This is a genomic window from Prescottella equi, assembly GCF_002094305.1.
GTDB classification, from domain to species: Bacteria; Actinomycetota; Actinomycetes; order Mycobacteriales; family Mycobacteriaceae; genus Prescottella; species Prescottella equi.
This window is the reverse complement of record NZ_LWTX01000007.1, coordinates 180,173-204,023: the sequence shown is the minus strand read 5'-3', so window position 1 is coordinate 204,023 and position 23,851 is coordinate 180,173. Positions and strand designations below refer to the sequence as shown.

Below are 23,851 nucleotides of genomic sequence, written 5' to 3'. Positions count from 1 at the left end.
CGGTCAGGCCGCGGCGGCCCAGTCCAGATACGCGCGCGCCAGCGGATCGGCCGCCAGGATCGCAACGACGGCCGCCGCAATCATGTACGGCCCGAAGGGAATCGTGGTCCCGATTCGTCCGCGACGGGTGACCAGGATGATCAGGCCGACGAGTGCGGCCACCAGGAACGCGAGAAACGCCCCGACGAGCAGTGTGCCGTACGACAGGTAGGCGAGGACGGCGCCGATGACGCCGGCAAGTTTGACGTCGCCGAACCCCATGCCGGCCGGATAGATCAGGGCGAGTACGAAGTAGAACCCGAACAGGACGGCGGCACCGATCGCGGCGCGCAGCAGGGCCGACCAGTCGCCCGTGACGACGGAACCCACTGCCAGGCAGGCGAATACGATCGGGTACGACGGTACGACGAGGAAGTTCGGCAGCCGTTTGCAATCGATGTCGATGACGGCGAGGGCGATCCCGACGACGGCGAACCAGAGATAGGCCGGTGCTGCCGGGAGAAGATCGAGAGCGGCGAGACGGAGAGTGATCGCGACGAACAGGAGGGCAGTTGCGAGTTCGACGAGCACGCGGCGGGCACTGATGTCGTGTCGTCGCGTGATGGTGTCGATCATCGCGATCCGGGCGGCTACCGCGGACGCAGGGGAGGGGGACGGCGGGGTTGAGTTGGTGGGGGTCGCCTTCGACTCGGCGCACGCGGTCTCCAGGCGCACGCGGTCGATCGCACTGTTTGCGAATGCCCCGGCGAGGATACCCAGGACTGCGGCGCCGATGCCTGCTGCGACGATCACTTTTGATCACCTTTGACTGTCAGTTTGTGCTCTCTTTCGGTGATCGCGCTCGTGATCCTCGGGGTGCAAATCGGGGGGATCGACGTGCCGGCTCGAAAACTGTTGTTGGGGCGCAGTCGATCTCACTGAAGACTTGTTGAATCGTAGACCAGTTCGGAGTGTTTCACTAGCCCCGATGATCGTGATGAAACCGTGATCTTGAAGAGTGTCCAGTTCCCGATCCAGGCCCTACAGTTGCCGATCAGATTACCTGGAAAGGTGATCTGCTTCACACAGCTCGAAAGTCCACACAGAGATCCTCTCCCCTACCAAATCAGGAGCTCTCATGAACCTCTTCTTCGCGAACCTGTACCTCATGGGCTTAGACGTCAAGGACCGTCTGACCCGTGAAGACCGCGGCGCCACCGCCGTCGAGTACGGACTGATGGTCGCCGGCATCGCGATGGTGATCATTGTTGCGGTCTTCGCCTTCGGCGACAAGATCACCGGTCTGTTCAACGGGTTCAGCTTCTCGAAGCCCGCGGCGTCGGGCACGTAATCGCGCTCACGTCGGCCCGAACGATGTCGGCGGCCCCGCTTTCGGGGCCGCCGACGTCTTGGAACTGTTAGGGGCATGGGCATGCGCCGTTTTGGTTCTGATTCTGGTGCTGCTGCAGTCGAATTCGCTCTCGTCGTTCCGATCCTGATCACACTGGTCCTCGGCATTGTGGAGTTCGGTCGGGGTTACAACGTCCAGAACGCGGTCAGCGCTGCTGCCCGCGAGGGCGCACGGACGATGGCGATCAAGAAGGATCCGGCGGCGGCGCGTGCCGCCGTGAAGGGCGCGGGTGTGTTCAGTCCGGCGATCACCGATGCGGAGATCTGCATCAGCACTTCGGGCACGCAGGGCTGCTCGGCAACGTCGTGTCCGAGCGGAAGTACCGTGACGCTCACGGTCAGCTATCCCCTCGAGTACCTGACGGGACTCTTTCCCGGTAAGCCGACGCTCACCGGCACGGGGGTCATGCGATGCGGTGGGTGACGTCTCGCATGTCGAATGACGAGCGCGGGGTCGTCGCCGTGCTCGTCGCGATCCTCATGGTCGTGCTTCTTGGGTGTGCTGCGATCTCGGTCGACATCGGTGCGAACTATGTCGTCAAACGTCAGTTGCAGAACGGGGCCGATGCGGCTGCGCTCGCCGTAGCCCAGGAATCCGATTGCAAGGCAGGATCTTCCGCCTCATCCGTGTCGAGCCTTGTCCAAGCGAACGTCAACAGCTCGTCGGCCGCCAGTGCGGCGGTGATCGACGGTGTGAAGCGGAAGGTGACGGTCACTGCGTCGGCGGTGGGTGACGACGGCCTCGCCGGCCGGAGAAACGTGTTCGCACCGGTCCTCGGAGTCGACCGCAGCGAGATCTCGGCGTCTGCGACTGCAAGCTGCGTGTTTCCCCTCGGGGGGACCGCGGAACTCCCGCTCACGTTCCACAAGTGCCATTTCGACGAATCCCGCAGTCTGGACGTGAAGATCCTCGTCGCCTACAACGTGACGGCGACGCGCTGCAACGGGGTCACGGGAAACGCGGCACCGGGCAATTTCGGCTGGCTACAGGGGGCGAACGGTCGCTGCCCAGCGAAGATCGACGCGGCCGTCTATGCAACACCGGGCGACACCGGTAACAACATTCCGGGGCCGTGCAAGGACACCATCAAGCAGTTTCAGAATGCCGTCGTCCGGGTCCCGATCTACGACGTCGCAGGTGGAACCGGAAGTGGTGGATGGTTTCACGTCGTCGGTTTGGCTGCCTTCAAGATTCAGGGCTACCGGCTGAGCGGCAACCCGGAGTTCAACTGGAACAACGATGTTCACGGGGCGCTGAGTTGCACCGGCAGCTGCCGCGGCATCATCGGCACCTTCGTGAAAATTGTCAGCCTCGATTCGGATCTGACGCCGGGAGGGATCGATTTCGGCGTGAGTACGATCAGCTTGCTCGATTAGGAGCCCGTTTTGAGAACCCGAATCATTGCTGCGATCTGTGCGATCGTTCTCGCGGTCGCGGGAACCCTCGCCCTGATCTCGTATGTACGCGGGGCCGATGCCCGCGCCCTGGCGGGTACACGCACCGTCGATGTGCTCGTCGCCAATCAGACGATTCCGAAGAACACTCCCGCCGATTCGCTCGTGGGAATGGTTGTGGTCAAGAAACTTCCGGAAATGGCGGTGCTACCCGAACGGGTGACCAGTCTCGACCAACTGTCCGGCAAGGTCGCGCTGACCGACCTCCTGCCTGGCGAACAACTGGTCTCGGCGCGATTCGCCGACCCGGCGACGGCCCGAAGTCAGGACCAGGGAGGAATCCCCGAGGGGATGCAGGAGGTGACGGTTCTTCTCGAGCCGCAACGCGCACTGGGAGGCCACATCGCGTCAGGCGATACCGTGGGCGTCTTCATGTCCTTCTCTCCGCCTGTCAAGAATTACGAAACACATCTGAGATTGCAGAAAGTGCGAGTCACGCGGGTCCAGGGAACGTTCTCCAACGCCGACGAAGGGGATTCGGCCGCGGTCGACTCGTCGCCGAGCCCTGCTCCCACCGAGGCCTTTCTCGTCTCGCTGGCGGTCGACGTGCCGATGGCGGAGCGTGTCGTTTTCGCCGCGGAGCACGGGACCATCTGGCTTTCCAATGAGCCGCTGAGTTCGAACGAGGCCGGGGCATCCGTGGTCTCCCCGGAAGGAGTGTTCCGATGAGCCGCATCGTCCTGCTGACCGATCGCGACGATTTCACCCGCCGCGTGTACCACGCCGCGGACGGCAACCTTCTGGTGTTGCCGGCGCAGCCGGTTCCCCGAGGGCCGGCGCAGTTGGTCGGGCTCGGCGTGACCGTGCAACCCGAAGTTCTCGTTCTCGGTCCGGACGTGCCGGAAGTGGAGGGCCTGTCCCTCGCCGGCCGGATCGATCATTCGACGCCCGGCACCACGGTGGTTCTGGCCAGTGATGCGGGCACCGACGTGTGGTTGAGGGCGATGCGCGCCGGCGTGCGGGACGTGATGTCGCCGGAGGCGGAGATCGCGGACGTTCGTGCGGTACTCGATCGAGCAGGCCAGGCCGCGCTGGCGCGACGTCAGGGGGCGAGTGCACCGGCAGAGCAGCATGCGGTTCAGGGGAAGGTCATCGTGGTCGCGTCGCCGAAAGGCGGAACCGGAAAGACCACCGTTGCGACGAATCTTGCGGTCGGACTCGCGGCGGCAGCGCCTCACTCCACGGTGTTGGTGGACCTCGACGTGCAGTTCGGGGACGTTGCCAGTGCTCTCCAGTTGGTTCCGGAACATTGCCTGACCGACGCGGTCGCGGGCCCGGCCAGCCAGGACATGATCGTCCTCAAGACCGTCCTGACGCCCCATTCCACCGGACTGCATGCGCTGTGTGGGTCGGACTCGCCCGCGGCGGGCGACAGCATCACCGGCGAGCAGGTGAGCACTCTGTTGACGCAGTTGGCGGCCGAATTCCGGTACGTGGTCGTCGACACCGCGCCCGGTTTGCTCGAACACACCCTGGCGGCGCTCGACCTTGCTACCGACGTCGTGTTGGTGTCGGGTATGGACGTGCCCAGCGTCCGCGGGATGCACAAGGAACTGCAATTGCTGACGGAGCTGAATCTGGGTCCGGTCGTGCGGCATGTCGTGCTCAACTTCGCGGATCGACGCGAGGGGCTGACGGTCCAGGACATCCAGAACACCATCGGGGTTCCCGCCGATATCGTGATCAAGCGGTCGAAAGCCGTTGCCCTCTCGACGAACCGGGGCGTTCCACTGCTTCAGAACCCGGGTCGGGATCGCACTGCGAAAGAATTGTGGCGACTCGTCGGCCGTATCGATCCCGCTCCCGATACCGCCAAGGGTGGACGCGCGCGGCATCGGGCGGCCGAGGCGGTGGGTGCGAAATGAGACTGTCCCAACGGCTCGAAGCCGTGCGCGGAGCCGCACCCGTCGAAGCCGCCGCGCCGATCCCGCCGGGGAAGCAGGCGAAGGCGAAGACGTCCATCCCACCGGCCGACGCTCTCGCCGAACTGAAGGACCGTGCGAGTGCGGCCCTGTACACCCGGATCGGCACCCGCTTCAACGACTCCTCGTTGAGCGAGGAGCAACTGCATCTCCTGGTCCGTGAGGAACTGGCCGAGATCGTGGAGCAGGAGACGACGCCACTCACCTTCGACGAACGGCAGCGCCTGCTCCGTGAGGTCGCCGACGAGGTACTGGGGCACGGACCGCTCCAGCGGCTACTAGAGGACCCGTCGGTCACCGAGATCATGGTCAACAGCCATGACATGGTCTACGTCGAGCGGGACGGCACCCTCGTTCGCAGCTCCGCGCGATTCGCGGACGAGGCGCACCTGCGTCGCGTGATCGAGCGCATCGTTTCCGCCGTCGGTCGACGGATCGACGAATCGTCTCCGCTCGTGGATGCACGCTTGGCGGACGGCTCCCGTGTCAACGCGGTGATCCCACCGCTCGCATTCAACGGCTCCTCGCTCACCATTCGAAAGTTCTCGAAAGATCCGTTCCAGGTCGACGATCTCATCGCCTTCGGCACTCTCTCGCACGAGATGGCCGAACTGCTCGACGCGTGTGTGCAGGCGCGACTCAACGTCATCGTCTCGGGCGGCACGGGCACGGGGAAGACGACGCTGCTCAACGTGCTCTCGTCGTTCATTCCGGAAGGGGAGCGGATCGTCACCATCGAGGACGCCGTGGAACTGCAACTCCAGCAGGACCACGTCGTACGGTTGGAGAGCCGACCGCCGAACATCGAGGGCAAGGGCGCCGTCACCATCCGCGACCTGGTGCGGAACTCGCTGCGTATGCGCCCTGACCGCATCGTGGTGGGGGAGTGCCGCGGAGGCGAAAGTCTCGACATGCTGCAAGCGATGAACACCGGTCACGACGGGTCGCTGTCGACGGTGCATGCCAATTCGCCCCGTGATGCCATCGCGCGCTTGGAGACGCTCGTGTTGATGGCGGGCATGGACCTGCCGTTGCGGGCGATCCGGGAGCAGATCGCTTCGGCGGTCGACGTGATCGTGCAGCTCACTCGATTACGTGACGGCACTCGGCGGGTGACGCACGTGACCGAGGTCCAGGGCATGGAGGGTGAGATCGTCACCCTGCAGGATGCCTTCCTGTTCGACTACAGCGCCGGCGTCGACGCGCGCGGGCGATTCCTCGGCAGACCGCAGCCGACGGGAGTGCGGCCGCGGTTCACCGACAAGTTCCGAGATCTCGGTATTTCTTTGTCGCCGAGTGTTTTCGGGGTGGGAGAGCCCTCCCGGGGGCGGGTATGAGCCGGTTCGTGGTGGCCGTCGTGCTCGCCCTCGGCGCGGGTGTTCTGGGAATTCCCGCCGTAGCCGCGGCGGCCGAGACCGAGGCTGTCCAGGTCTCGGCGGTCGACACGACCCGGTTTCCCGACATCGAGGTGTCCATCCTCGCGCCGCCCGGTATCGAAGGGCAGGCGATCGATCCGGGAACGTTCGCGCTCACCGAGGGCGGCGTGCCGCGGGAGATCGAGGTCAGGCAGCAGCCGGGTTCCGAGCAGGACATCGTGCTCGCAATCGATGTGTCCGGGGGCATGTCGGGTCCGGCGCTGGACGACGTGAAGCGCGCCGCTTCGGATTTCGTGCGGCAGGCGCCGACCGGCGCCCACATCGGAATCGTCGCGATCTCGTCGACGCCACAGGTGCTCTCGGAACTGACGACGGACTCCGAGGACCTGCTCCGCAGGATCGACGGACTGAAGGCGGGCGGCAACAGCGCGATCGCAGATTCGGTGGTGACCGCCGCCGAGATGCTCGAGCGCGGCGAAGCGGCCAACAACATCCTGCTTCTGTTGACGGACGGCGCCGACACGTCGAGTGCACACTCGATGTCGGAACTCCCGTCCGTCCTGAGCCGTTCGCGCGCGTCGCTGTACGCCGTGCAGATGTCGACACCCGAGACGAACTCTGCTCTCCTGCAGCAGGTTGCGCGGGAGTCGCGCGGTCAGTACGCGTCTGCGGGTGATACGGCGGCGCTGGGTGCGATCTACCAGTCGGCCGCTCGCGCGCTCGGAAACCTGTACGTCGTCCGATACCGATCGGAAGCGAACGGCGATACCCAGGTGGTGGCGAGCGTGCGCAGCGGCGCAGCCGGCCGAGTGAGCGATCCGTTCCCGGTGACATTGCCCGGTGTGGCGCCGACGCCGAGCGTCGTCGCCGGGACCGTCGACGGTTTCTTCACGTCTTCGACGGGGCTGGTGATCGGGCTCCTAGCGTGCTACTCGGCGCTTGCGGGAGGCGTGCTGGCGGTCGCCGGTAGAGGGCCCGCGAGGATTTCGGCAGCACGTCGTGGGCGGCAGGACGGACGGGACTCGATGCTGTCCCGATTCGCGGAACGGCTGGTGCAGTGGATCGATCAGAACCTGAGGAGACGCGGACGCATCGCTGCCCGCACCCAGGCGCTACAGGAGGCGGGGCTTAAGCTTCGTCCAGGTGACTTCATCGCCCTGGTCGGTGCTGCGGCGATCACCGCTGCGGCGATCGGTCTCCTGGCTTCGGGCATCGTGGCGGCGCTCTTGCTCGCGGCGATCACAGTGGGATTGTCGAGAATCTATCTCCGTGTGATGGCCGGTAGGCGTCGGGCCGCGTTCGCTGATCAGCTCGACGATTCCCTGCAGCTGCTGGCCAGCAATCTCCGAGCCGGGCACAGCATGCTCCGAGCGCTCGATTCCCTTTCCCGGGAGGCGGAGGTGCCGACTTCGGAGGAGTTCGCTCGGATCGTCAACGAGACTCGGGTGGGACGTGATCTCAACGAGTCTCTCGACGACGTGGCCCGGCGGATGCGAAGTGACGATTTCAACTGGATAGCTCAGGCGATCGCCATCAACCGTGAGGTCGGAGGCGACCTCGCGGAAGTCCTCGACCAGGTCGGCAACACCATTCGAGAGCGAAATCAGATTCGACGGCAGGTGAAAGCCCTTGCTGCCGAGGGGAAACTGTCCGCCTACGTGCTGATGGCGCTGCCCTTCGGTCTCACCGCATTTCTGCTCGTCTCGAATCCGGACTACCTGTCGAAGTTGACGGGTAGCGCCATCGGCTACGTGATGATCGCGGTGGGGCTCGTCATGCTGACCGTCGGTGGGCTGTGGATGAACAAGGTTGTCTCGGTCAAGTTCTAGTGCTCGGGAACTGGGAGGTGTTGTGATTCCACCGCTGGTGCTCGTGGCGGCGCTGTCCGTCGGCGGGGCGTTGGGTGTTCTGGTGTGGTTGACGGCCGGCGCCCGAGATCCGGAACGCGGACCCGCCCTTCAGAACCTCCAGTCGCAGCTGGCGCTGCCGATTCCGGAGTCGGGAGGCGCGCCACCGCTTTCGCTCGGCCGATTCGTGAAGCTGCTGTCGCCGCCCGGGACGATGGCCCGCTTGGAACGACTGCACATCCTTGCCGGTCGTCCAGCGGCGTGGGTTCCGGAACGGGCCGCGATGGCGAAGATCGTTCTCGCCGCGGCCGCCGCCCTGCTCGGCCTTCTCGCGGTGGGTGCGTCGCCTGGCGTCGGCCGGGTGCTGTTCGCTGCGGCCGCCGTCGCGCTGGCGTATTTCGTCCCGGAACTTCTCCTGCAGAGCAGGGGGCAGGAGCGCCAAGCCGAGATCGAACTGGCGCTTGCCGACACCCTCGACCAGATGACGATCGCAGTCGAGGCGGGCCTGGGGTTCGAAGCCGCCATGCAGCGGGCCGCGAAGAACGGAAAGGGGCCGCTGGCCGAGGAATTCATCCGGACATTGCAGGACATACAGATGGGGCAGTCGAGGCGAATCGCGTACCTGGATCTTGCCGCCAGAACGAAAGCACCCAACTTGCGGAGGTTCCTTCGGGCCGTTATCCAAGCCGACGAGTACGGCGTGGCCATCGCCGAGGTCCTGCGGACCCAGGCCTCGGAGATGCGTCTGAAACGCCGTCAGAGTGCTGAGGAGAAGGCGATGAAGGTTCCGGTGAAGGTGCTGTTTCCGTTGATGACCTGCATCCTGCCGACCATCTTCATCGTGATCCTGGGTCCGGCGGTGATCAACATGATGGAGGTCTTGGGCGGTATGTAACCGGTTCGGAGGCTAGCGGCACACGACCGCCCTCGCCACCTGCATCGTCTTCCGGTCGAGGTAGCAGAACAGCACGGCGTGCTCGCCGTCGACCGTGCAGGTCGCGGTGACGGTGTCGCCGGCCGCGATGACCTTCGTGAGGCTGTCGACCGCATGTCCACCGAGCCGCTCGAGGGCAGCCTCGTCGCCGCGCCGGGCGTCCGCGACGAGACGCCGGACCGACCGCTTCCCACGTTCGCCCACGCTGCGGACCGCGAGACCGAAGGCGAGTGACCCGCCCACGCCCTGGAGCCGGAGCATGCGGACGCTCATGCTCGCCGCGACAGCAAGTTTCGCGCGATCGACGCCGGCCACTTGGGCGAACATCGGCGCGACCTCCCAGTGCGCGGCGATCCGCCGAATTCGGGGAGCACCCTCGTCGAGAGTGGTCTCGTACACGAGGTGCATCGGCGCCTTCGCCACGACGCCGCCGCCGAGTCGAGTCTCGATGGTGACGTCGCGGACGACGTCGAGTCCGCTGACGATGTCCTCGTTCTCCACGTGGAAGCGAATGTCGTTCGGTGCGATGAACGTGTCCCAGAATCGGGACAGGGGATCGCCGCCCCGGACATGGCTGCGTCGGTCGTACAGCCCGCCGAGTACGGGCCGACCGCCGACGGGATCCTCGACCACGTGCCGGTCCGCGAACAGCCCCAGCCAGGCGTTCTTGTCGTGCGCCGCTACCGCGGCGGGGGACTGGCGTGCCAGGTCCAGCAACTCCTGCGCGGTGGTGGTTCGGGTGATCGTGGCGGTCTCGATCGGTGTCGCTGACATGGCGGCGAGTATGACACAGCAAGTGGAACGTGTTCCAGATTTCGTCGACGTCCGGCCGTCTCGCCGCTAGGCTCGGCGGATGACTGATATGTCGGATTCAGGGGATGAGAGTCGTTCCTGCAGCGACGCGGGGGCCCCGGTCGAGCGGCGCCCTCCCGCCCACGCGGGGTGGGCGGTCGTCGCACTGCTCTTCTTCTGGCCGTTGTCGTTCGCGGCCTTCACCCACGCGTTCGAGGTGCATCCGCGGTGGTCCGACGGCGATCGTGACGGGGCGCGGCATGCGTCCAACCGGGTTCGCCGGCTGGGGCAGGTCTCGCTCTGGATCGGCGGTTCGATCGCGGTAGTGCTGCTGGTGCTGTACGTCCTGGTTTCCGCCGTGTGGATCGACGCCCACCACCACGGAATCTCGCCGTCGTTCACCGGTCCCGGCTACTGCGATTTCGGCGGCGGCGATTTCGGCGGTGGCGATTTCGGCGCAGAAGACGGTTCCTCCGGTTGGTGACCGGGCAGGGCGAGCGTCCTACGGCAGCAGCCCCAGACGCCGCGCCGCCACGACGGCTTCGCGCCGGGAATGGGCGTCGAGTTTGCTCATCGCGCTGCGCAGGTAGCTCTTGACGGTCTCGGGCTTCACCGACAGGCGCTCGGCGATAACGACATTCGAGCAACCGAGTGCGGCATGGCTGAGGACGTCCACCTCGCGCGGCGACAGCGCCACCGGCGGGGTGGGGCGGTCGGTGTCGTCGGCCGCGCCGACCCCGGCGAGACGGTTGGACAGGGCGCGGAGTTGTTCCTGCAATGCCGGGTCGTCGACCGTCTGTGCGATGCTTCGCAACTCGGCATGCACGTCGCGAATCTCCTCCGCGTCGGCGCCGCCCGGCGCGGGCACCTCGGCCGCGGCGGCGTCGAGCAGTGCCACCCGGCGGTCCACCTCGTCGCGGATCGCGATCTCGTTCGCCAGGCGGCGGCCGGCCTGCATCATGACGTCCGCGATGCGGTCGCCCAGCCGGACGCGTTCGCGGATCGCCGCGTACATGACGGCGCGGGAATTACCGCGTACCACGACCGGCACCGCGAGCACCGAGCACAGGCCCTCCGCGAGGACCGGACCGTCGTAGTGGTGGGTGATGGTGCGGGCACGGCCGTAGTCGTGGACGGCCGCGGGATTGCGGCGGGCGACCACGTGCCCGCCGAGGCCCGAACTCTCCGAGACGGCGAGGCCCCGCAGACCGTCGGTGTGGGTGCCGACGAACTCGTCGAGATGCAGGGTGCCGTCATGTACCTCGCCGCCGAAGACGACCGGGACGATGCTGGTCGCGGCCACTTTCCGTAGCTCGGTGCGGAGTGCGTCGCGGTCGCGCGGACGCAGCAGGGACGAGGTGTGGGTGGGCACCCTCATCACCCCTTTCCGGGGGTAGCCGGTCAATCCTGTGACACGCATCATAGGAGCAACGATGGCCCGATGGTGAGCTGGGCCCCGACGACGAGGAGTGACGATGACCGTCGACACCACCACCCGTGTGCGCGAACTCTTGGCGCAATACGACACCCCGCAGGCCTGCGCGGCCGAGCTGCTGTGCGACCGGCACCCGGCGGATGCGGTGGCGTTCACCGTCGTCGAATCGGATCTGTCGTCGACCGATCTGACGTTCGGCTGGCTGCGGGAGCAGTCCACGAAGTTCGCCGCTGCGCTGGCCGACCTCGGTGTCGAGCCCGGTGACTGCGTGGCGACGCTGATGGGCAAGTCCGCCGACCTCGTGGTGGCGTTGTTGGGGATCTGGCGTCGCGGCGCCGTCCACGTCCCGCTGTTCACCGCGTTCGCGCCGCCGGCGATCGCGTTCCGGCTCGAGGCCAGCGGCGCGAAGGTCGTGATCTCGGACGCGAACCAGCTCGACAAGCTCGCTCCGGGCGACGACATGCCGTCGAATCCGTCGTGGCAGGTGATCGTCGCGGGTGAGGGCGAGGGTGCGCTGCGCTTCGACGACCTCCTCGCGCGCCATTCGGCCGACGACCCGCGCGGCGCGGCGGCGGCGCTCGGCGGCGACGCCCCGATCGTTCGTTTGTTCACCAGCGGTACGACGGGCTCCCCGAAGGGTGTCCCGGTCCCGATCCGGGCGCTCGCGGCCTTCCGCTCGTACATCGAGTGGGGGCTCGACGTGCGCGAGGACGACGTGTTCTGGAACGCTGCCGATCCCGGCTGGGCCTACGGGCTGTACTACGCGCTGCTCGGCCCGATGGCGTCGGGCGTCCGCAGCATCCTGCTGCACGCCGGGTTCTCCGCGCCGCTCACGTGGCAGGTGATGGAACGCTTCGGCGTCACCAACTTCGCCGCCGCCCCCACCGTCTACCGGAGCCTGCGCGCCGACGAGACGCCCGTCCCGGAGTCGGTGACGCTGCGCCGCGCGTCGTCGGCGGGCGAGCCGCTCACGCCGGACGTCATCGCGTGGTCCGAGGCCGAGCTGGGCGTGACCGTCCGCGACCAGTACGGGCAGACCGAGCACGGCATGTTCATCATCAACGCGTGGGCCGACGGACTGCGCGAGGACGTCGTCCCCGGCTCGATGGGCCGCCCGCTGCCCGGCTGGACGTGCGCGGTTCTCTCCGACGACGCCGACGAGATCGCCCCGCCGAACACCCCCGGCCGCGTCGCGATCGACACGCAGAACAGCCCCCTGATGTGGTTCACCGGTTACAGCGACGCGCCGGAGAAGACCGCGGCCCGCTTCACGCCCGACGGCCGCTGGTACGTCACCGGCGACGCGGGTCAGGTGGACGAGGAGGGGCGGTTCTTCTTCTCTTCCCGCGACGACGACGTGATCATCATGGCGGGCTACCGCATCGGTCCGTTCGACGTGGAGAGCGTGCTGGTGATGCACGACGACGTCGTCGAGGCCGCCGTCGTCGGCATGCCTGACCAGCTGCGCGGCGAGGTGCTCGAGGCGTTCGTCGTGCTGCGGTCCGGCGTCGAGGGCACCGACGAGCTCGAGAAGGATCTGCAGCAGCTGGTGAAGAAGAAGTTCGCGGCGCACGCCTACCCGCGCACGGTGCATTTCGTCCCGCACCTGCCCAAGACCCCCAGCGGCAAGGTGCAGCGCTACATTCTGCGTCAGGGGTAGGCGCCTTCGGCGCCCGTGCGCCTTTTTGGTGGTGCCAGCTACCAAAAAGGCGCACGGGCGCGTCAGCGCCTGTTGCGGATACGTCCGAGCACGAGCAGTGCGACGAGGGTGACGAGCAGAAGCAGGGTGGTGTTCGCGGCCGCCTGGAACACCTGGCCGCGGTCGGTGAGGCCGAAGATGGCCACCGGCAACGTCTTCCACGTCGCGGGGTACACCATGATGGTGGCGCCGAGCTCGCCCATCGACAGTGCGACGGACAGACCCGCGGCGGCACCCAGGGCGGGTACCAGCAGTGGCAGGGTGATCCGCAGCAGCACCCGGACCGGGCCGGCGCCGAGCGACTCGGCGGCCTGCCGGTAGGCGGGATCCAGTCGCTCCAGCGCAGCCGACACCGAACTGAACGCGAAGGCCAGTACCAGCACTGCGTGCGCGAGAATGACGATCCACTTGGTTCCGCCGAGCAGCAGGGGCCGCTCGTTGAACGCGATGAGCAGGCCCAGCCCGATCGCCACCGACGGCAGCGCGACCGGCAGATGGAACACCGCGTCGGTGACCTTCCGTAGCCAGGTCGGCGCCTCCCGCGCGGCGAGCGCCGCCCAGGTTCCGACGACCAGCGCGAGTCCACCGGCGATGACCGCGGTCTGCAGGCTGACGATCATGCTGGCGAGATTGTCGTCCGACAGCGCCGCCGAGAGGTTCTTCGTGCCCAGGTCCGACGGCAGCGGCCCGTTCCAGGCGCCCGCGAGTGCGGCCGCGATCACGGTGGCGATCGGCGCGACGAACACGATCGCCACCACCGCCGCGAACAACGTGAGCGTCAGGTATCTAGCGCGTCGGGTCCACAGCAGCACGGCTGCCTCCCATCAGTCGGGCGAACAGGAATCGGTAGCCGCCGTACAGAGTGAGCGACAGCGCCACCTGGACGGTCGCGATCACGGCGGCGCCCGGCAGGTCGAACGTGACGATGCCGTGGGTGTAGATCAGCACGGGTAGTGTCATGACGTCCTTGGCGCCGGTGAACAGCACGATGCCGAACTCGTTGAGCGTCAACAGGAGTACGAGCGATCCGCCGGCCATCATCGCCGGCCACGCCTCGGGCAGCACCACCTGGCGCAGCACGCGCAGTGGTGACGCACCCAGGCTGGCGGCGACGTCGAGCTGGTCGCGCGGGATCTGCGAGAACGCGGCCAGCAGCGGTCGCACCACGAACGGCGTGAAGAACGTGATCTCGGCGGCGATGACGCCGAGCGGGGTGTTCAGGAAGTTCAGGGGGCCCTGCTCGGCGCCGGTGATCCGCGTGATCAGTGCGTTGACCGCACCGGCGGTGCCGTAGAGGAACGTGAACGCGAGCGTCACGAGGAACGACGGCAGCGACAAGATCGTGTCGATCAGCCGTCCCACCACCTTCGCTCCCGGGAAGGGGACGAACGCGAGTACGAGTGCCAGGAACGTGCCGAGCACGAGGCAACCCAGCGTGGACGTCACCGCCACTTGAACGGTGCGCCACAACGCGTTCCGGAACGACGACGAACCGAGGACGTCGGTCCACGTCGACCAGCCGCGACCGCTGTCGGTGACGGTGGACTCCGCCAGCACCCGCGCCATCGGGTACACGGCGAACCCGACGACCAGCAGGAGCGGTGGCAGTACCCACAGTCCGGAACGCCGGCGTGACTGCGCTTTCCGGGGCGGCGCCTCGTCGGCGACGGGAGGTTCGAGGAGGGCGGTCACTGTGTCGCTCCCCGGGCCGCCGCCGGAACCGGCACCAGTACGGCGCCGCGCTCGGGGAACCGCATGCCGACCTCGGCCCCGAGGGGGCGCTCGTCGTGGCCGGGCACGTCCACGTCGATCGGTGTCTCGGGCAGGCTCGGCAGCGCGATCGTGACGCGGGTGGACGAGCCGCGCCACACGCTGGCGACGATCCGAGCGGGCAGGGTGCCGCGTTCGGCGGGGGAGGTGAGGGTGATCGCGTGCGGGCGCAGGCACAACAGTGCGCCGGCCTCGGACTCCCAGTCGGTGCGTCCGATCTCGGGCTGCGGGGCGTGCGCGGTGACGGGGCTGCCACCCACCGACACCAGCGCCGACGTCCCGATCACCCGGGTCACCGTGCACGGCAGCAGGTTCGCGCCACCGAGGAACGCCGCAGTGAAGCTGCTCGGTGGCCGCTTCCACAGGTTCTCGGTGGTGTCCACGTCCACCAGTCGGGCGTCGCGCATCACCGCGATCCGGTCGGCGAGCGCGAGGGCCTCCGACTGGTCGTGCGTGACGTACAGCATCGCGGTGTCCGGCAGCGCGGCGCGCAGTTCCTGCAGTTCGGTGAGCATGCTCTGACGCAACTGCGCGTCCAGTGCCGCGAGGGGCTCGTCGAGCAGCAGCACCCTGGGCCGGATCGCCAACGCGCGGGCGATCGCCACGCGCTGCTGCTGGCCTCCCGACAGTTCCCGCGGAAAGCGCTTGCCGTACGCGGACATCCCGACCATCGCGAGTGCGTCGGACACGCGTCCGGCGATCTCGGCACGGGGAATCCGGTGCGCGCGAAGCCCGAACGCGACGTTCTCGGCCACCCGCATGTGCGGGAACAGGGCGTAGGACTGGACGACGACGCCGATCCCGCGCTTCGCGGGTGGCAGATCGGTGACGTCTCGCCCGTCGAGGCGGACCGTCCCCGACGCCGGGCGGGTGAAGCCGGCCAGCGCCTTGAGCGCGGTGGACTTGCCCGAGCCGCTGGGCCCGAGCAGCGCGACGGTCTCGCCGCGCGCGACCCGCAGGTTGAAGTCGATCAGGGCCCGGGTGGCCCCGCGTCCGTGTCCGTACGCGACGTTCACCCGGTCGAATGTGATGGCCGGAAGGGACGAGTCGGCAGCGTCCGACGCCGTGTCGGGTGCCTTGCCGATCGTGGTGCGGAGGGACCGCCCGGGCTCGAATCGTGGCATGTCAGTTACCGGTTGCCTTCTGGTAGGCGGCGATGTCGGCGTCGAGGGAGGCGAGGACGTCGTTCCAGTTCGGGGTCCACACCTCGACGCCGTTGATGAGACCGGTCGGGGTCGACGGGTCGGTCGCGTTGCCCGAGGCGGCTCGAACGTCGGTGCGAACGGACACGCCGCGCGCGTCACCGGCGACCGACTGCTGGGCCTTTTCCGACAGCAGGTACTCCATGAGCTTCTTGGCCTCCTCGGAGTGCGGGGCACCCTTCGCCAGACCCATCACGTACGGCAGCGCGACGGTGGTGCGCGTGCCGTCGGCCTCGGCGGGGAAGAAGATCTGGAACTTCGAACCGTCGTCGGCGATCGACGCGAGGTTCATCTGGACGTCGCCGTTGGCGACGAGGAGTTCGCCGTTGCTGACCTTGGGCTGCAGCTTGCCGGTGGACGACGACGGTCCGACGTTGTTGGCCTGCAACTTCGTCAGGTAGTCCAGGGCGCCCTGCTTGCCCATCAGGTGCTGGAGCAGCAGCAGGACGGCGGTACCGTCGCCGGCCTGACCGGGTGTGGAGTACTGCAGCTTCCCCTTGAACTGGTCGGAGAGCAGGTCGTCCCACGTCTTGGGTGCCGGGTCGGCGCTGGGGTTCGCGATGAACGACAGGTAGTTGTCGACCAGCGGCACGTACTTACCGGCCGGGTCCTGGACGTCGGCGGGCACCGCGGAGGTGTCGATACCGCTGGGCTGGAGGAGGCCCTGGGCGTCGGCCTTCTGGATGAACGGCGGCAGTGTCACGACGACGTCGGCCTGCGGGTTCGACTGTTCCTTGTCGACGCGGGAGACCACCTCGCCGGACCCGGCCTCGACGAGGTTGACCGCGATGCCGGTCTCCTCGGTGAACGCGGCGAACTGCGTCTTGTACCAGCCGGCGAGGCCGTCGGCGCTGTAGACCGTGACGGTCTCGCCGCCGGCGCCCGCCGCCGCGCCGGTGCCGCCGCAGGCGGTGAGGGTGAGCGCCGCGGTGCTCAGTGTGACGGCTGCAACAGCCACGCGGAAACGCTTGACGTTCCTGCTCATTCGGGAATTCCTGTCTGGGTGAGGGATTCGAACGGTGACGGAAGAACTCGAGAAGAACTCAGTGGGAGAGGACGAGATCGGTGAACTCGCGAACCGACGGCACGACGTGCGTCGGGTCGGCGGCGCGCAGTTGCTTCTCGTCGTGGGCGCCGGTGAGAGCGCCTGCGACGATGCTGGCGCCGGCGCGGCGACCGCTGGTGATGTCGTTGGCGGTATCGCCCAGGACGGCAACGTCTTTGACGTCGTCGACGCCCAGCCGCATGAGTGCGGTGAGGATCAGGTCCGGGAAGGGGCGCCCACGTCCGGCTTCGGCGGGGGAGAGCGTCAGGTCGGCGAGCGTCTGCCAGCCGAGTGCGGCCAGCAGCTTGTCCTGGGTGGTGCGGCTGAACCCGGTGGTGAGCGCCACCTGGATTCCGGCGTTCCGCAGTGCGCTGATCGATTCGGCCGCGCCGGCAATCGCGGTGGCACCGCCCTCGTCGACGAGGTGGTCGTACTCGGCCTCGAACGCGCGGTTGGCGGCCTGGGCGCGATCCTCGTCGCCGAACAGGGCACGGAACACCACGATCTTGGACTGGCCCATCGTGTCGAGGACGTACTGCCGGGCGGCGTCGGCCTCGGGGCCGGACTCGGCCAGCCCCGCCGCGGCTGCCGCAGCGGCGAACGCCCGGAGTACGAGTCCGTCGTCGGCGACGGTGGTGCCGGCCATGTCGAGCACGGCGAGCTTGATGGTGGTCACAGGTCTCTCCTGAGGGGTCGGGGTCTAGAGGCCCAGCTGGTCGGCGGTCTGTTCGGCGAGGGCGGGTCCGAGCGTCATGCCGCGACCACCCGGCCCGGCCACTACCCACACGCCGTCGGTGGGCTGGGCGCGGTGCACGAGTTGGGCGGGGTCGAGGCACTGGCTGTAGACACCGGCCCACCGCTTGACGACCGGTGGCAGATGGCGGCCGAGGAGTTCCTCGACGACGCTGGTCAGATGGCGGTACGGCGCCTCGTCGACGTCGAAATCGAACGGCTCGTCGTACTCGTGGGTGTCGCCGATGGTGAGCCCGCCGTGCAGGCGCTGCACGCACAGCAGCTGCATGCGGTGCTCCGCGGCAGTGGGCTCCTGGGGCTGCGCGGCGCGCAGTTCGTCCAGCGCCGAGCCGGTGAAGGCGGGGTAGTAGCGCATGCTGTCGCCGTCGGCGATGGCGGTGGTGAGGGCCTCGCCCAGCGGTGCGGTCTGCATCATCTGCAGGCGGACGCGTCGGAGGGGCAGGTCGCCGGCCAGGTCCCGTGCGAGCCCGCCGAGCGTCGCGCCGGGGCACACGATGACGAGGTCGGCGTCGAACGTGCGGTCGTGGTCGTCGCGGATGCGCACACCTGTTGAACTGCTGGTGATCTCGCGCGCCTCGGTTCCGGCGTGGAAGGCGTACCGGCCCGACGCCTCGAGATGGCGACGGATGGCGGGCAGCGCGACCCTGGACTCGACCGCGCCGTCGCGGGTGCAGTGGAGGCCGGCGAGGAACTTGCCGCGCAGGGCGGGGTTCACGCCGCGAACGTTCTCGGGGTCGAGCAGCGTGAATCCGCGCACCTCGGCGTCGTCGCGCGCCACCATGTCCTCGGCGACCGCGACCTCTTCCGGGGTGCGCAGCAGCGTGATCGATCCGGCGGCGCGGAAGCCGATCTCGGGGACACGTCGGGCCAGGTCGGCCCACAGTTCGCGGGACCGCAGCGAGGCGTCGAGCTCGTGCGGGGCACGCCCGGAGACCCACACCAATCCGAAGTTGCGTACGGTGGCACCGCGCGCTTCGAGTTCACGTTCGAGATGGACGACGTCGTGTCCGCGACGGATGGCCTCGTCGGCGTGCGCCGTCCCGAGGATTCCTCCGCCCACAATTGCAATTCGCATGGGACACAGCGTGACCATTGGTCTAGACCAACTGGGGGACGTCCGGGAAACGCCAGATGAACAATTGGTATAGACCGAAAACTGTGTAGTCTGACGGACGTGAACGACGAACACGCTGTGCTCGAAGAGATTGCTGCGCTGCTCAATTCGCTCCGTGGAGTGTTCGATGGCGAGGAAGTCGACGAGCTCGCCCACGCGCTGCAGTCGGCGAGCCACGCGATCGCGGACGGTGCCGACGACGAACTGGTCCTGGCGAGCGCGCTGCACGATCTCGCCCGCAGCCCGCTGGTCGAAGGGGCCGACGGTGAGCCGCACGACGTCGTCGCGCGGGAGTGGCTCACTCCGCGTTTCGGGCAGCGGGTCGGTTGGCTGGCCGGCGCGCACGTCGCGGCCAAGCGCTTTCTCGTGGCCACCGATCCGGCGTACGCCGAGGGGCTTTCGACGGAATCGGTTGCGACACTGCGGCACCAGGGAGGAGCCGGGGTCGACGCGGCCTACGTCCCTCACCCGTGGTGGCCGGACGCCGTCCGGCTGCGACGTTACGACGACCGCGCCAAGGTGCTCGGTGCGCCGACCGTGTCCGTCGACGAGGTCCTCGAGGTGGCGCGGCGCGTGGGAGCCGCGCGATGACCGCCGAGAGCCTGCCCAAGCACTACCTCGTGCGGGCCCACGTCGAGGACCTGCTCGCGGACCTGTCCGAGGGGGATCCGGTGCCCGCCGAGCGGGAGCTCGCGGCGCGCTGCGGCGTCTCCCGGGAGACGGTGCGACAGGCGCTGCACGAGTTGCTGGTGGCGGGGCGGGTGGAGCGCCGCGGACGGGGCACCGTGGTCGCCCGCCCGAAGATGGTGCAACCCCTCTCTCTCGGCTCCTACACCGAGGGGGCGCTCAGCCAGGGGCGGGAACCGGGGCGAATCCTGGTGCGGTGGGAAGAGATCGATGCGCACTCCAAACTCGCGGAGATTCTGCAGATCGGCGTCGGCGACCCGGTGATCCACCTCGAACGCGTGCTGCTGGCGGACGGGGAGCGGATCGGCCTCGAGAGCACCTATCTGCCGCTGTATCGGTTCCCCGATCTGTCCGACACGTTCGATCCCGAGACGTCGCTGTACGCGGCGATCCGGGCACGGGGAATCGAGTTCACCACCGCCACCGAGCGGATCGAGACAGCGCTGCCGACTCCGCGGGAGGCCGGCCTCGTCGAGTCGAGCACCGCGATGCCGATGTTGAAACTGCACCGGGTGTCGCGCGACGCGGACGGAGTACCGATCGAGCGCGTGCGGTCGTTGTACCGCGGCGACCGGATGGCGTTCGTAACGGAATTGCGCTGATCACGAGGGAGATTCGACCACAGCGGCGGCCCATGCGGCCGCGACGTGATCGACGGGGGGAGTGCTCTGTTCGGCGAAGTGCCGGCGGGCCGCCTTCTCGACGAGAAGTGGGATGAATTCGCGAACCCTGCTGTCGACGAAGCGGGCGTGGATGCTGCGGACTACGCGCTCGACCTCGGCAGGAGTGACCGCGGGAGTTCCGATCGCCAGGCGGTCGATGACCCGGTCGATCTGAGCCGCTTCGCCTTCCGCCTCCATTCGACAATCGTCTGTTCAGGGTCGGGCGCGGTCAATCTCGAAACGGCACCGAATCCGAACCGGTTCGTACCGTCCGGTCCGAGGAGCGCCGATACCGACCGGCACGCGGCGGTCCGCCCGCGGATCTGTCCGAATCCCAGATCCCGCAGCGCATCCGGGACGATAATTCAGGCATGGCCTGGACGGAACTGCTGTGGCGCCTGCCCGGACCGGCGACGGCCCGGGGATACCGCCGCGAGTGGCTGCGCACCGACATCGTGGCCGGATTCGTCCTCACCGCGCTCCTCATCCCCGCGGGTATGGGCTACGCGGAAGCGGCGGGTCTGCCGGCGTACGCGGGCCTGTATGCGACCATCGTGCCGCTCCTCACCTACGCGGTCCTGGGGCCGTCGAAGATTCTCGTCCTCGGTCCGGATTCGTCGCTCGCGCCGCTGATTGCCGCGGCGGTGCTGCCGTTGGCCGCCGTCGGCGACCCGGAGAGCGCACTCGCTCTCGCCGGGGTGCTCGCGGTTCTCGTCGGCGCGATCCTCATCGTCGGGGGCTTCCTCAACCTCGGGTTCGTCACCGAACTGCTGTCGAAGCCGATCCGAGTCGGGTATCTCAATGCGATCGCGCTCATCGTCGTGGTCGGTCAGCTTCCGAAGCTGCTCGGCTTTCCCGTCGACGCGTCCGGACTCATCGACGAGATCGCCCAGATCGGGAAGTCGTTGGCTGCCGGTGACGTCGATGCCGTCGCCGCGGCGGTCGGCGTCGGGTCGCTCGCCGTGATCGTCGCGTTCCGGCTGTGGTGGGCGCGGATCCCCGGTGTCCTCGTCGCGGTCGTGGGCTCGATCGTGCTCTGCGCCGCGATCGGGCTCGACGACCGGATCGGGATGGTGGGCGCGTTGCCGAAGGGGCTGCCGTTGCCGTCGTTCGGCGGCGTCGACTGGGGTGACGTGCTGCAGTTGATCGGCCCGGCCGCCGGCATCGCCCTGATCGCCTTCGCGGACACGGGCGTGCTGTCGCGGACGTTCGCCGCGCGCCGCGGTGAGGATGTGAACGGCAGTACCGAGATGAAGGCGATCGGTGCGGCGAACGTCGCGAGTGGGCTGTTCGGCGGGTTCCCGATCTCCGCCAGCGGATCACGGACACCGGTGGCCGAACAGAGCGGGGCGCACACCCAGCTGGCGGGGGTGGTCGGCGCGCTGGCGGTGCTGGCGTTCGTCCTGGTCGCGCCCGGGGTCACTGCTTACCTGCCCGACGCCACGCTGGCCGCGGTGGTGATCGTCGCCGCGACGGCGCTGATCGATGTGAAGGGCATGGCGCGGCTGTGGCAGATGAGCCGGGTGGAGGCCGGTCTCGCCGGCGCCGCCTTCCTCGGGGTCGCGCTCGTCGGCGTCCTGCAGGGCATCCTGGTGGCAATCGGACTGTCGTTCGTCGCGGTCGTCGTCCGCGCCTGGCAGCCGTACCGGACCGAACTGGTGGAGTTGCCGTCGGAGACGGGCTACCACGACATCGCGCGGCACCCCGACGGGCACCGCATCCCCGGACTGGTCTTGATTCGGTTCGACGCACCGCTGTTCTTCGCCAACGGCGGAATCTTCGACGACTACGTGCGTTCCGTCGTTGCGAAGGAACAGGATCCGGTCGAGTGGGTGGTGATCGCCGCCGAACCCATCACCGGCCTCGACACCACTGCCGTCGACGAACTCGTCGACCTCGACCGCTACCTCGAGGGCAAGGACATCCGGCTGGCGTTCGCCGAGATGAAGGGGCCGATCAAGGACCGCCTCGTCCGGTTCGGTCTCGGGGAACGATTCGATCGCACCCACTTCTATCCGACCATCGACGCCGCGGTGGACGCCTTCCTCCGTCGCGCGGAAACCGGTTAGGAGAACGTCGTGGCGGATGCAACTCACGAGCGCTGGTGGGCACGCGCGGCTTTCGTGGCAGGGATCGGTGCCGGGGGTGTTCCGATCGTGTTCGCCGGGCTGCTGAGCACGCTCGCGGTCCTGCTCGTCGCGGTGGGCGGCGTCGTGGTGACGGTGGCCGCGGCGTACTGGTTTCTCAGCAGTCGCGGTGCCTTACGTGCATTCTCGGCCGGGCTGGCGGTGCTGGCACCGATCGTCGTGCTGGTGCTCTTCGTCCGCGCGGGCCTGTTGTGGGTGGTGCTCCTCACCGCCGTGCTGGTGGCCGCCGCGGTCTTCTGCGCCCACAGGGCGCTCGCCGACAAGGGTGCGACCGGGTCGGGGCCCGAGACCCCCGCGCCGACACCACTGCGTCCCTTCATCGTGATGAACCCCCACTCGGGTGGCGGCAAGGTCGAGAAGTTCGACCTGCGTCGCAAGGCCGAGGCGCTCGGTGCCGAGGTGTACCTGCTCGAGGGCCCGGAACCGGTCGACGTCACCGCGCTGGCTCGTCGGGCGGTGACGCGCGGAGCGGACCTCCTCGGTGTCGCGGGCGGCGACGGCACGCAGGCACTGGTTGCAGCGGTGGCAGCGGAACACGGTGTGCCCTTCCTCGTGATCAGTGCGGGAACGCGCAACCACTTCGCACTCGATCTCGGTTTGGACCGCGACGACCCCGCCGCCTGTCTGGATGCACTGACCGACGGCGTCGAGCTTCGGGTGGACCTCGGGATGATGAACGGTCATCCGTTCGTCAACAACGCCTCGTTCGGTGTGTACGCCGAAGTGGTTCGCAGCCCGGCCTACCGCGACGACAAGACGGGCACCGTTCTGCAGATGCTTCCCGACCTGCTCGGCGCTCACCGGGATTCGGGTCTGACGGCCACGATCGACGGCGTCGCAGTGGAGGGACCGCAGGCGGTGCTGGTGAGCAACGGCCCGTACCGGACGACGGACCTCGCGGGCCTGGGCCGCCGCGAGTGCCTGGACGCCGGTGTCCTCGGCGTGGTGACGGTGTGCGTCAACAGCGCCCGGCAGGCCGTCGGTCTGCTGCAGGGCGGACACGCGCGGGGGCTGACGGTCACCCACGCGACCGAGGTCGTCGTCCACTCCGACCAGGACGAGATCCCCGTCGGGGTCGACGGTGAATCCCTCACGTTCCGCACCCCGGTCCGGTGCACCATCGCGCCTCGGGCGTTGCGGGTGCAGGTGCCGAGGGTGCGGCCGGGCATGCGGCCGGTGAGGCCGACGATCGACCTGAGTCGGCTGTATCGGCTGACCGGGATGCCCGTGCCATTCACCCTGGCGTAGCGGCGACTATCTCCCCACCATCTCGATCGCGAGCCGAATGTAGAGGTTGACTTCCTCGACGAGGTACACCACCGACAGCTCCGCGGTCTCGCGGTGGTCGCTGCGCGTCGTCAATGTGATGCGGGGCGGCTCGGCTGCCGCGTGCAGCGTCAACTCGGCGTTCCTGGCGCCGCTCATGCGGGCGAAGGTGCGCGCCCACTCGGGATGGATGTCACCGTCGAGTTCGACCTCGAGGTGGACGAAGCCGTCCGAGACGGTCGACACGACGTTGCTGACCTTGACCGGAGCCCACCGATGTTCGGCGGCCTGCGACTGCTGGCCCATTTTCACCCTCACTTCTGATCAGGTTGACCGCTCACCATACCGACTTTCCG

General features: G+C 68.0%; 25 protein-coding genes. 14 read left to right on the top strand and 11 right to left on the bottom strand.

Annotation, left to right across the window (positions count from 1 at the left end):
- Window positions 1-3: 3 nt before the first annotated feature.
- Window positions 4-792 (bottom strand): prepilin peptidase, encoded by a 789-nt coding sequence (locus tag A6I89_RS17940; protein ID WP_022595291.1) that lies wholly within the window; start codon window positions 790-792, stop codon window positions 4-6.
- A gap of 325 nt (window positions 793-1,117) precedes the next feature.
- On the opposite strand from A6I89_RS17940, the gene A6I89_RS17935 reads away from it, so the two are divergent.
- The 8 genes from A6I89_RS17935 to A6I89_RS17900 all read left to right on the top strand — a co-directional run bounded on the left by A6I89_RS17935 (window position 1,118) and on the right by A6I89_RS17900 (window position 8,884).
- The gene (locus A6I89_RS17935; protein ID WP_022595293.1) at window positions 1,118-1,330 is read left to right on the top strand and encodes a Flp family type IVb pilin; all 213 of its coding nucleotides are present in this window, start codon (window positions 1,118-1,120) and stop codon (window positions 1,328-1,330) included.
- 75 nt (window positions 1,331-1,405) lie between these two features.
- Complete coding sequence (locus tag A6I89_RS17930; protein ID WP_022595295.1) at window positions 1,406-1,813, top strand: TadE/TadG family type IV pilus assembly protein; 408 nt, start codon at window positions 1,406-1,408, stop codon at window positions 1,811-1,813.
- Between the two features lie 8 nt (window positions 1,814-1,821).
- A complete protein-coding gene (locus A6I89_RS17925; protein ID WP_022595297.1) occupies window positions 1,822-2,766 on the top strand; it encodes a pilus assembly protein TadG-related protein in 945 nt (314 codons plus the stop codon).
- A 9-nt stretch (window positions 2,767-2,775) separates the two neighbouring features.
- Complete coding sequence (gene cpaB, locus A6I89_RS17920; protein WP_022595299.1) at window positions 2,776-3,513, top strand: Flp pilus assembly protein CpaB; 738 nt, start codon at window positions 2,776-2,778, stop codon at window positions 3,511-3,513.
- Complete coding sequence (locus tag A6I89_RS17915; protein WP_022595301.1) at window positions 3,510-4,709, top strand: CpaE/TadZ family protein; 1,200 nt, start codon at window positions 3,510-3,512, stop codon at window positions 4,707-4,709. The genes cpaB and A6I89_RS17915 overlap by 4 nt, the downstream gene beginning before the upstream one ends.
- Complete coding sequence (locus A6I89_RS17910; RefSeq protein ID WP_022595302.1) at window positions 4,706-6,103, top strand: TadA family conjugal transfer-associated ATPase; 1,398 nt, start codon at window positions 4,706-4,708, stop codon at window positions 6,101-6,103. The genes A6I89_RS17915 and A6I89_RS17910 overlap by 4 nt, the downstream gene beginning before the upstream one ends.
- Window positions 6,100-7,971 carry a type II secretion system F family protein gene (locus A6I89_RS17905; RefSeq protein WP_022595304.1) on the top strand — a complete coding sequence of 624 codons (1,872 nt, stop codon included), beginning with the start codon at window positions 6,100-6,102 and terminating at the stop codon, window positions 7,969-7,971. Before A6I89_RS17910 ends, A6I89_RS17905 begins: the two co-directional genes overlap by 4 nt.
- A gap of 22 nt (window positions 7,972-7,993) precedes the next feature.
- The gene (locus A6I89_RS17900; protein ID WP_022595306.1) at window positions 7,994-8,884 is read left to right on the top strand and encodes a type II secretion system F family protein; all 891 of its coding nucleotides are present in this window, start codon (window positions 7,994-7,996) and stop codon (window positions 8,882-8,884) included.
- Window positions 8,885-8,896: 12 nt separating this feature from the next.
- Here A6I89_RS17900 and A6I89_RS17895 read toward each other — a convergent pair whose 3' ends face one another.
- Complete coding sequence (locus tag A6I89_RS17895; protein ID WP_022595308.1) at window positions 8,897-9,697, bottom strand: nuclear transport factor 2 family protein; 801 nt, start codon at window positions 9,695-9,697, stop codon at window positions 8,897-8,899.
- A 79-nt stretch (window positions 9,698-9,776) separates the two neighbouring features.
- On the opposite strand from A6I89_RS17895, the gene A6I89_RS17890 reads away from it, so the two are divergent.
- Window positions 9,777-10,199: a CD225/dispanin family protein gene (locus A6I89_RS17890; protein ID WP_087576493.1), complete on the top strand. Its 423-nt coding sequence runs from the start codon at window positions 9,777-9,779 to the stop codon at window positions 10,197-10,199.
- An 18-nt stretch (window positions 10,200-10,217) separates the two neighbouring features.
- Here A6I89_RS17890 and A6I89_RS17885 read toward each other — a convergent pair whose 3' ends face one another.
- Window positions 10,218-11,093 carry a helix-turn-helix transcriptional regulator gene (locus A6I89_RS17885; RefSeq protein WP_013415695.1) on the bottom strand — a complete coding sequence of 292 codons (876 nt, stop codon included), beginning with the start codon at window positions 11,091-11,093 and terminating at the stop codon, window positions 10,218-10,220.
- 97 nt (window positions 11,094-11,190) lie between these two features.
- Between A6I89_RS17885 and A6I89_RS17880 the strand changes: the two genes are divergently transcribed.
- Window positions 11,191-12,810: an AMP-binding protein gene (locus tag A6I89_RS17880; protein WP_005513880.1), complete on the top strand. Its 1,620-nt coding sequence runs from the start codon at window positions 11,191-11,193 to the stop codon at window positions 12,808-12,810.
- Window positions 12,811-12,872: 62 nt separating this feature from the next.
- Here the strand turns inward: A6I89_RS17880 and A6I89_RS17875 are convergent, their stop codons facing one another.
- From A6I89_RS17875 to A6I89_RS17850, 6 genes are read right to left on the bottom strand one after another with little or no spacing between them, the layout of a single operon-like run.
- A complete protein-coding gene (locus tag A6I89_RS17875; RefSeq protein WP_022595314.1) occupies window positions 12,873-13,661 on the bottom strand; it encodes an ABC transporter permease in 789 nt (262 codons plus the stop codon).
- Window positions 13,636-14,541 carry a 2-aminoethylphosphonate ABC transporter permease subunit gene (locus A6I89_RS17870; protein ID WP_022595316.1) on the bottom strand — a complete coding sequence of 302 codons (906 nt, stop codon included), beginning with the start codon at window positions 14,539-14,541 and terminating at the stop codon, window positions 13,636-13,638. Before A6I89_RS17870 ends, A6I89_RS17875 begins: the two co-directional genes overlap by 26 nt.
- Window positions 14,538-15,743 carry an ABC transporter ATP-binding protein gene (locus A6I89_RS17865; protein ID WP_022595318.1) on the bottom strand — a complete coding sequence of 402 codons (1,206 nt, stop codon included), beginning with the start codon at window positions 15,741-15,743 and terminating at the stop codon, window positions 14,538-14,540. Before A6I89_RS17865 ends, A6I89_RS17870 begins: the two co-directional genes overlap by 4 nt.
- Window position 15,744: 1 nt before the next feature.
- Window positions 15,745-16,806, bottom strand: a complete 1,062-nt coding sequence (locus A6I89_RS17860) for a 2-aminoethylphosphonate ABC transporter substrate-binding protein (RefSeq protein ID WP_022595320.1) — start codon at window positions 16,804-16,806, stop codon at window positions 15,745-15,747.
- A gap of 58 nt (window positions 16,807-16,864) precedes the next feature.
- Window positions 16,865-17,542: a phosphonatase-like hydrolase gene (locus tag A6I89_RS17855; protein WP_005513872.1), complete on the bottom strand. Its 678-nt coding sequence runs from the start codon at window positions 17,540-17,542 to the stop codon at window positions 16,865-16,867.
- Window positions 17,543-17,566: 24 nt separating this feature from the next.
- Window positions 17,567-18,694 carry a TIGR03364 family FAD-dependent oxidoreductase gene (locus A6I89_RS17850; protein WP_022595321.1) on the bottom strand — a complete coding sequence of 376 codons (1,128 nt, stop codon included), beginning with the start codon at window positions 18,692-18,694 and terminating at the stop codon, window positions 17,567-17,569.
- 99 nt (window positions 18,695-18,793) lie between these two features.
- Here A6I89_RS17850 and A6I89_RS17845 point away from each other — a divergent pair, with 99 nt between their 5' ends.
- On the top strand, window positions 18,794-19,324 hold the full coding sequence (locus A6I89_RS17845) for a hypothetical protein (protein WP_022595322.1): 531 nt from the start codon (window positions 18,794-18,796) through the stop codon (window positions 19,322-19,324).
- The gene (locus A6I89_RS17840) at window positions 19,321-20,022 is read left to right on the top strand and encodes a GntR family transcriptional regulator (protein WP_005513868.1); all 702 of its coding nucleotides are present in this window, start codon (window positions 19,321-19,323) and stop codon (window positions 20,020-20,022) included. The genes A6I89_RS17845 and A6I89_RS17840 overlap by 4 nt, the downstream gene beginning before the upstream one ends.
- Here the strand turns inward: A6I89_RS17840 and A6I89_RS17835 are convergent, their stop codons facing one another.
- The gene (locus tag A6I89_RS17835) at window positions 20,023-20,280 is read right to left on the bottom strand and encodes a three-helix bundle dimerization domain-containing protein (protein WP_022595323.1); all 258 of its coding nucleotides are present in this window, start codon (window positions 20,278-20,280) and stop codon (window positions 20,023-20,025) included. It abuts the gene before it with no gap.
- 173 nt (window positions 20,281-20,453) lie between these two features.
- Between A6I89_RS17835 and A6I89_RS17830 the strand changes: the two genes are divergently transcribed.
- Both A6I89_RS17830 and A6I89_RS17825 read left to right on the top strand, forming a co-directional pair.
- Window positions 20,454-22,151 carry a SulP family inorganic anion transporter gene (locus A6I89_RS17830; RefSeq protein WP_022595324.1) on the top strand — a complete coding sequence of 566 codons (1,698 nt, stop codon included), beginning with the start codon at window positions 20,454-20,456 and terminating at the stop codon, window positions 22,149-22,151.
- A gap of 9 nt (window positions 22,152-22,160) precedes the next feature.
- Window positions 22,161-23,477, top strand: a complete 1,317-nt coding sequence (locus A6I89_RS17825) for a diacylglycerol/lipid kinase family protein (protein WP_022595325.1) — start codon at window positions 22,161-22,163, stop codon at window positions 23,475-23,477.
- 6 nt (window positions 23,478-23,483) lie between these two features.
- Here A6I89_RS17825 and A6I89_RS17820 read toward each other — a convergent pair whose 3' ends face one another.
- A complete protein-coding gene (locus tag A6I89_RS17820; protein ID WP_231814016.1) occupies window positions 23,484-23,813 on the bottom strand; it encodes a hypothetical protein in 330 nt (109 codons plus the stop codon).
- Between the last annotated feature and the right edge of the window lie 38 nt (window positions 23,814-23,851).

Coding starts and splice junctions, on each gene's coding strand:
- A6I89_RS17935 (WP_022595293.1), top strand. CDS start 1,118: ATGAACCTCTTCTTCGCGAACCTGTACCTCATGGGCTTAGACGTCAAG.
- A6I89_RS17930 (WP_022595295.1), top strand. CDS start 1,406: ATGGGCATGCGCCGTTTTGGTTCTGATTCTGGTGCTGCTGCAGTCGAA.
- A6I89_RS17925 (WP_022595297.1), top strand. CDS start 1,822: ATGTCGAATGACGAGCGCGGGGTCGTCGCCGTGCTCGTCGCGATCCTC.
- A6I89_RS17915 (WP_022595301.1), top strand. CDS start 3,510: ATGAGCCGCATCGTCCTGCTGACCGATCGCGACGATTTCACCCGCCGC.
- A6I89_RS17910 (WP_022595302.1), top strand. CDS start 4,706: ATGAGACTGTCCCAACGGCTCGAAGCCGTGCGCGGAGCCGCACCCGTC.
- A6I89_RS17905 (WP_022595304.1), top strand. CDS start 6,100: ATGAGCCGGTTCGTGGTGGCCGTCGTGCTCGCCCTCGGCGCGGGTGTT.
- A6I89_RS17895 (WP_022595308.1), bottom strand. CDS start 9,697: ATGTCAGCGACACCGATCGAGACCGCCACGATCACCCGAACCACCACC.
- A6I89_RS17890 (WP_087576493.1), top strand. CDS start 9,777: ATGACTGATATGTCGGATTCAGGGGATGAGAGTCGTTCCTGCAGCGAC.
- A6I89_RS17885 (WP_013415695.1), bottom strand. CDS start 11,093: ATGAGGGTGCCCACCCACACCTCGTCCCTGCTGCGTCCGCGCGACCGC.
- A6I89_RS17880 (WP_005513880.1), top strand. CDS start 11,191: ATGACCGTCGACACCACCACCCGTGTGCGCGAACTCTTGGCGCAATAC.
- A6I89_RS17865 (WP_022595318.1), bottom strand. CDS start 15,743: ATGCCACGATTCGAGCCCGGGCGGTCCCTCCGCACCACGATCGGCAAG.
- A6I89_RS17860 (WP_022595320.1), bottom strand. CDS start 16,806: ATGAGCAGGAACGTCAAGCGTTTCCGCGTGGCTGTTGCAGCCGTCACA.
- A6I89_RS17850 (WP_022595321.1), bottom strand. CDS start 18,694: ATGCGAATTGCAATTGTGGGCGGAGGAATCCTCGGGACGGCGCACGCC.
- A6I89_RS17840 (WP_005513868.1), top strand. CDS start 19,321: ATGACCGCCGAGAGCCTGCCCAAGCACTACCTCGTGCGGGCCCACGTC.
- A6I89_RS17835 (WP_022595323.1), bottom strand. CDS start 20,280: ATGGAGGCGGAAGGCGAAGCGGCTCAGATCGACCGGGTCATCGACCGC.
- A6I89_RS17830 (WP_022595324.1), top strand. CDS start 20,454: ATGGCCTGGACGGAACTGCTGTGGCGCCTGCCCGGACCGGCGACGGCC.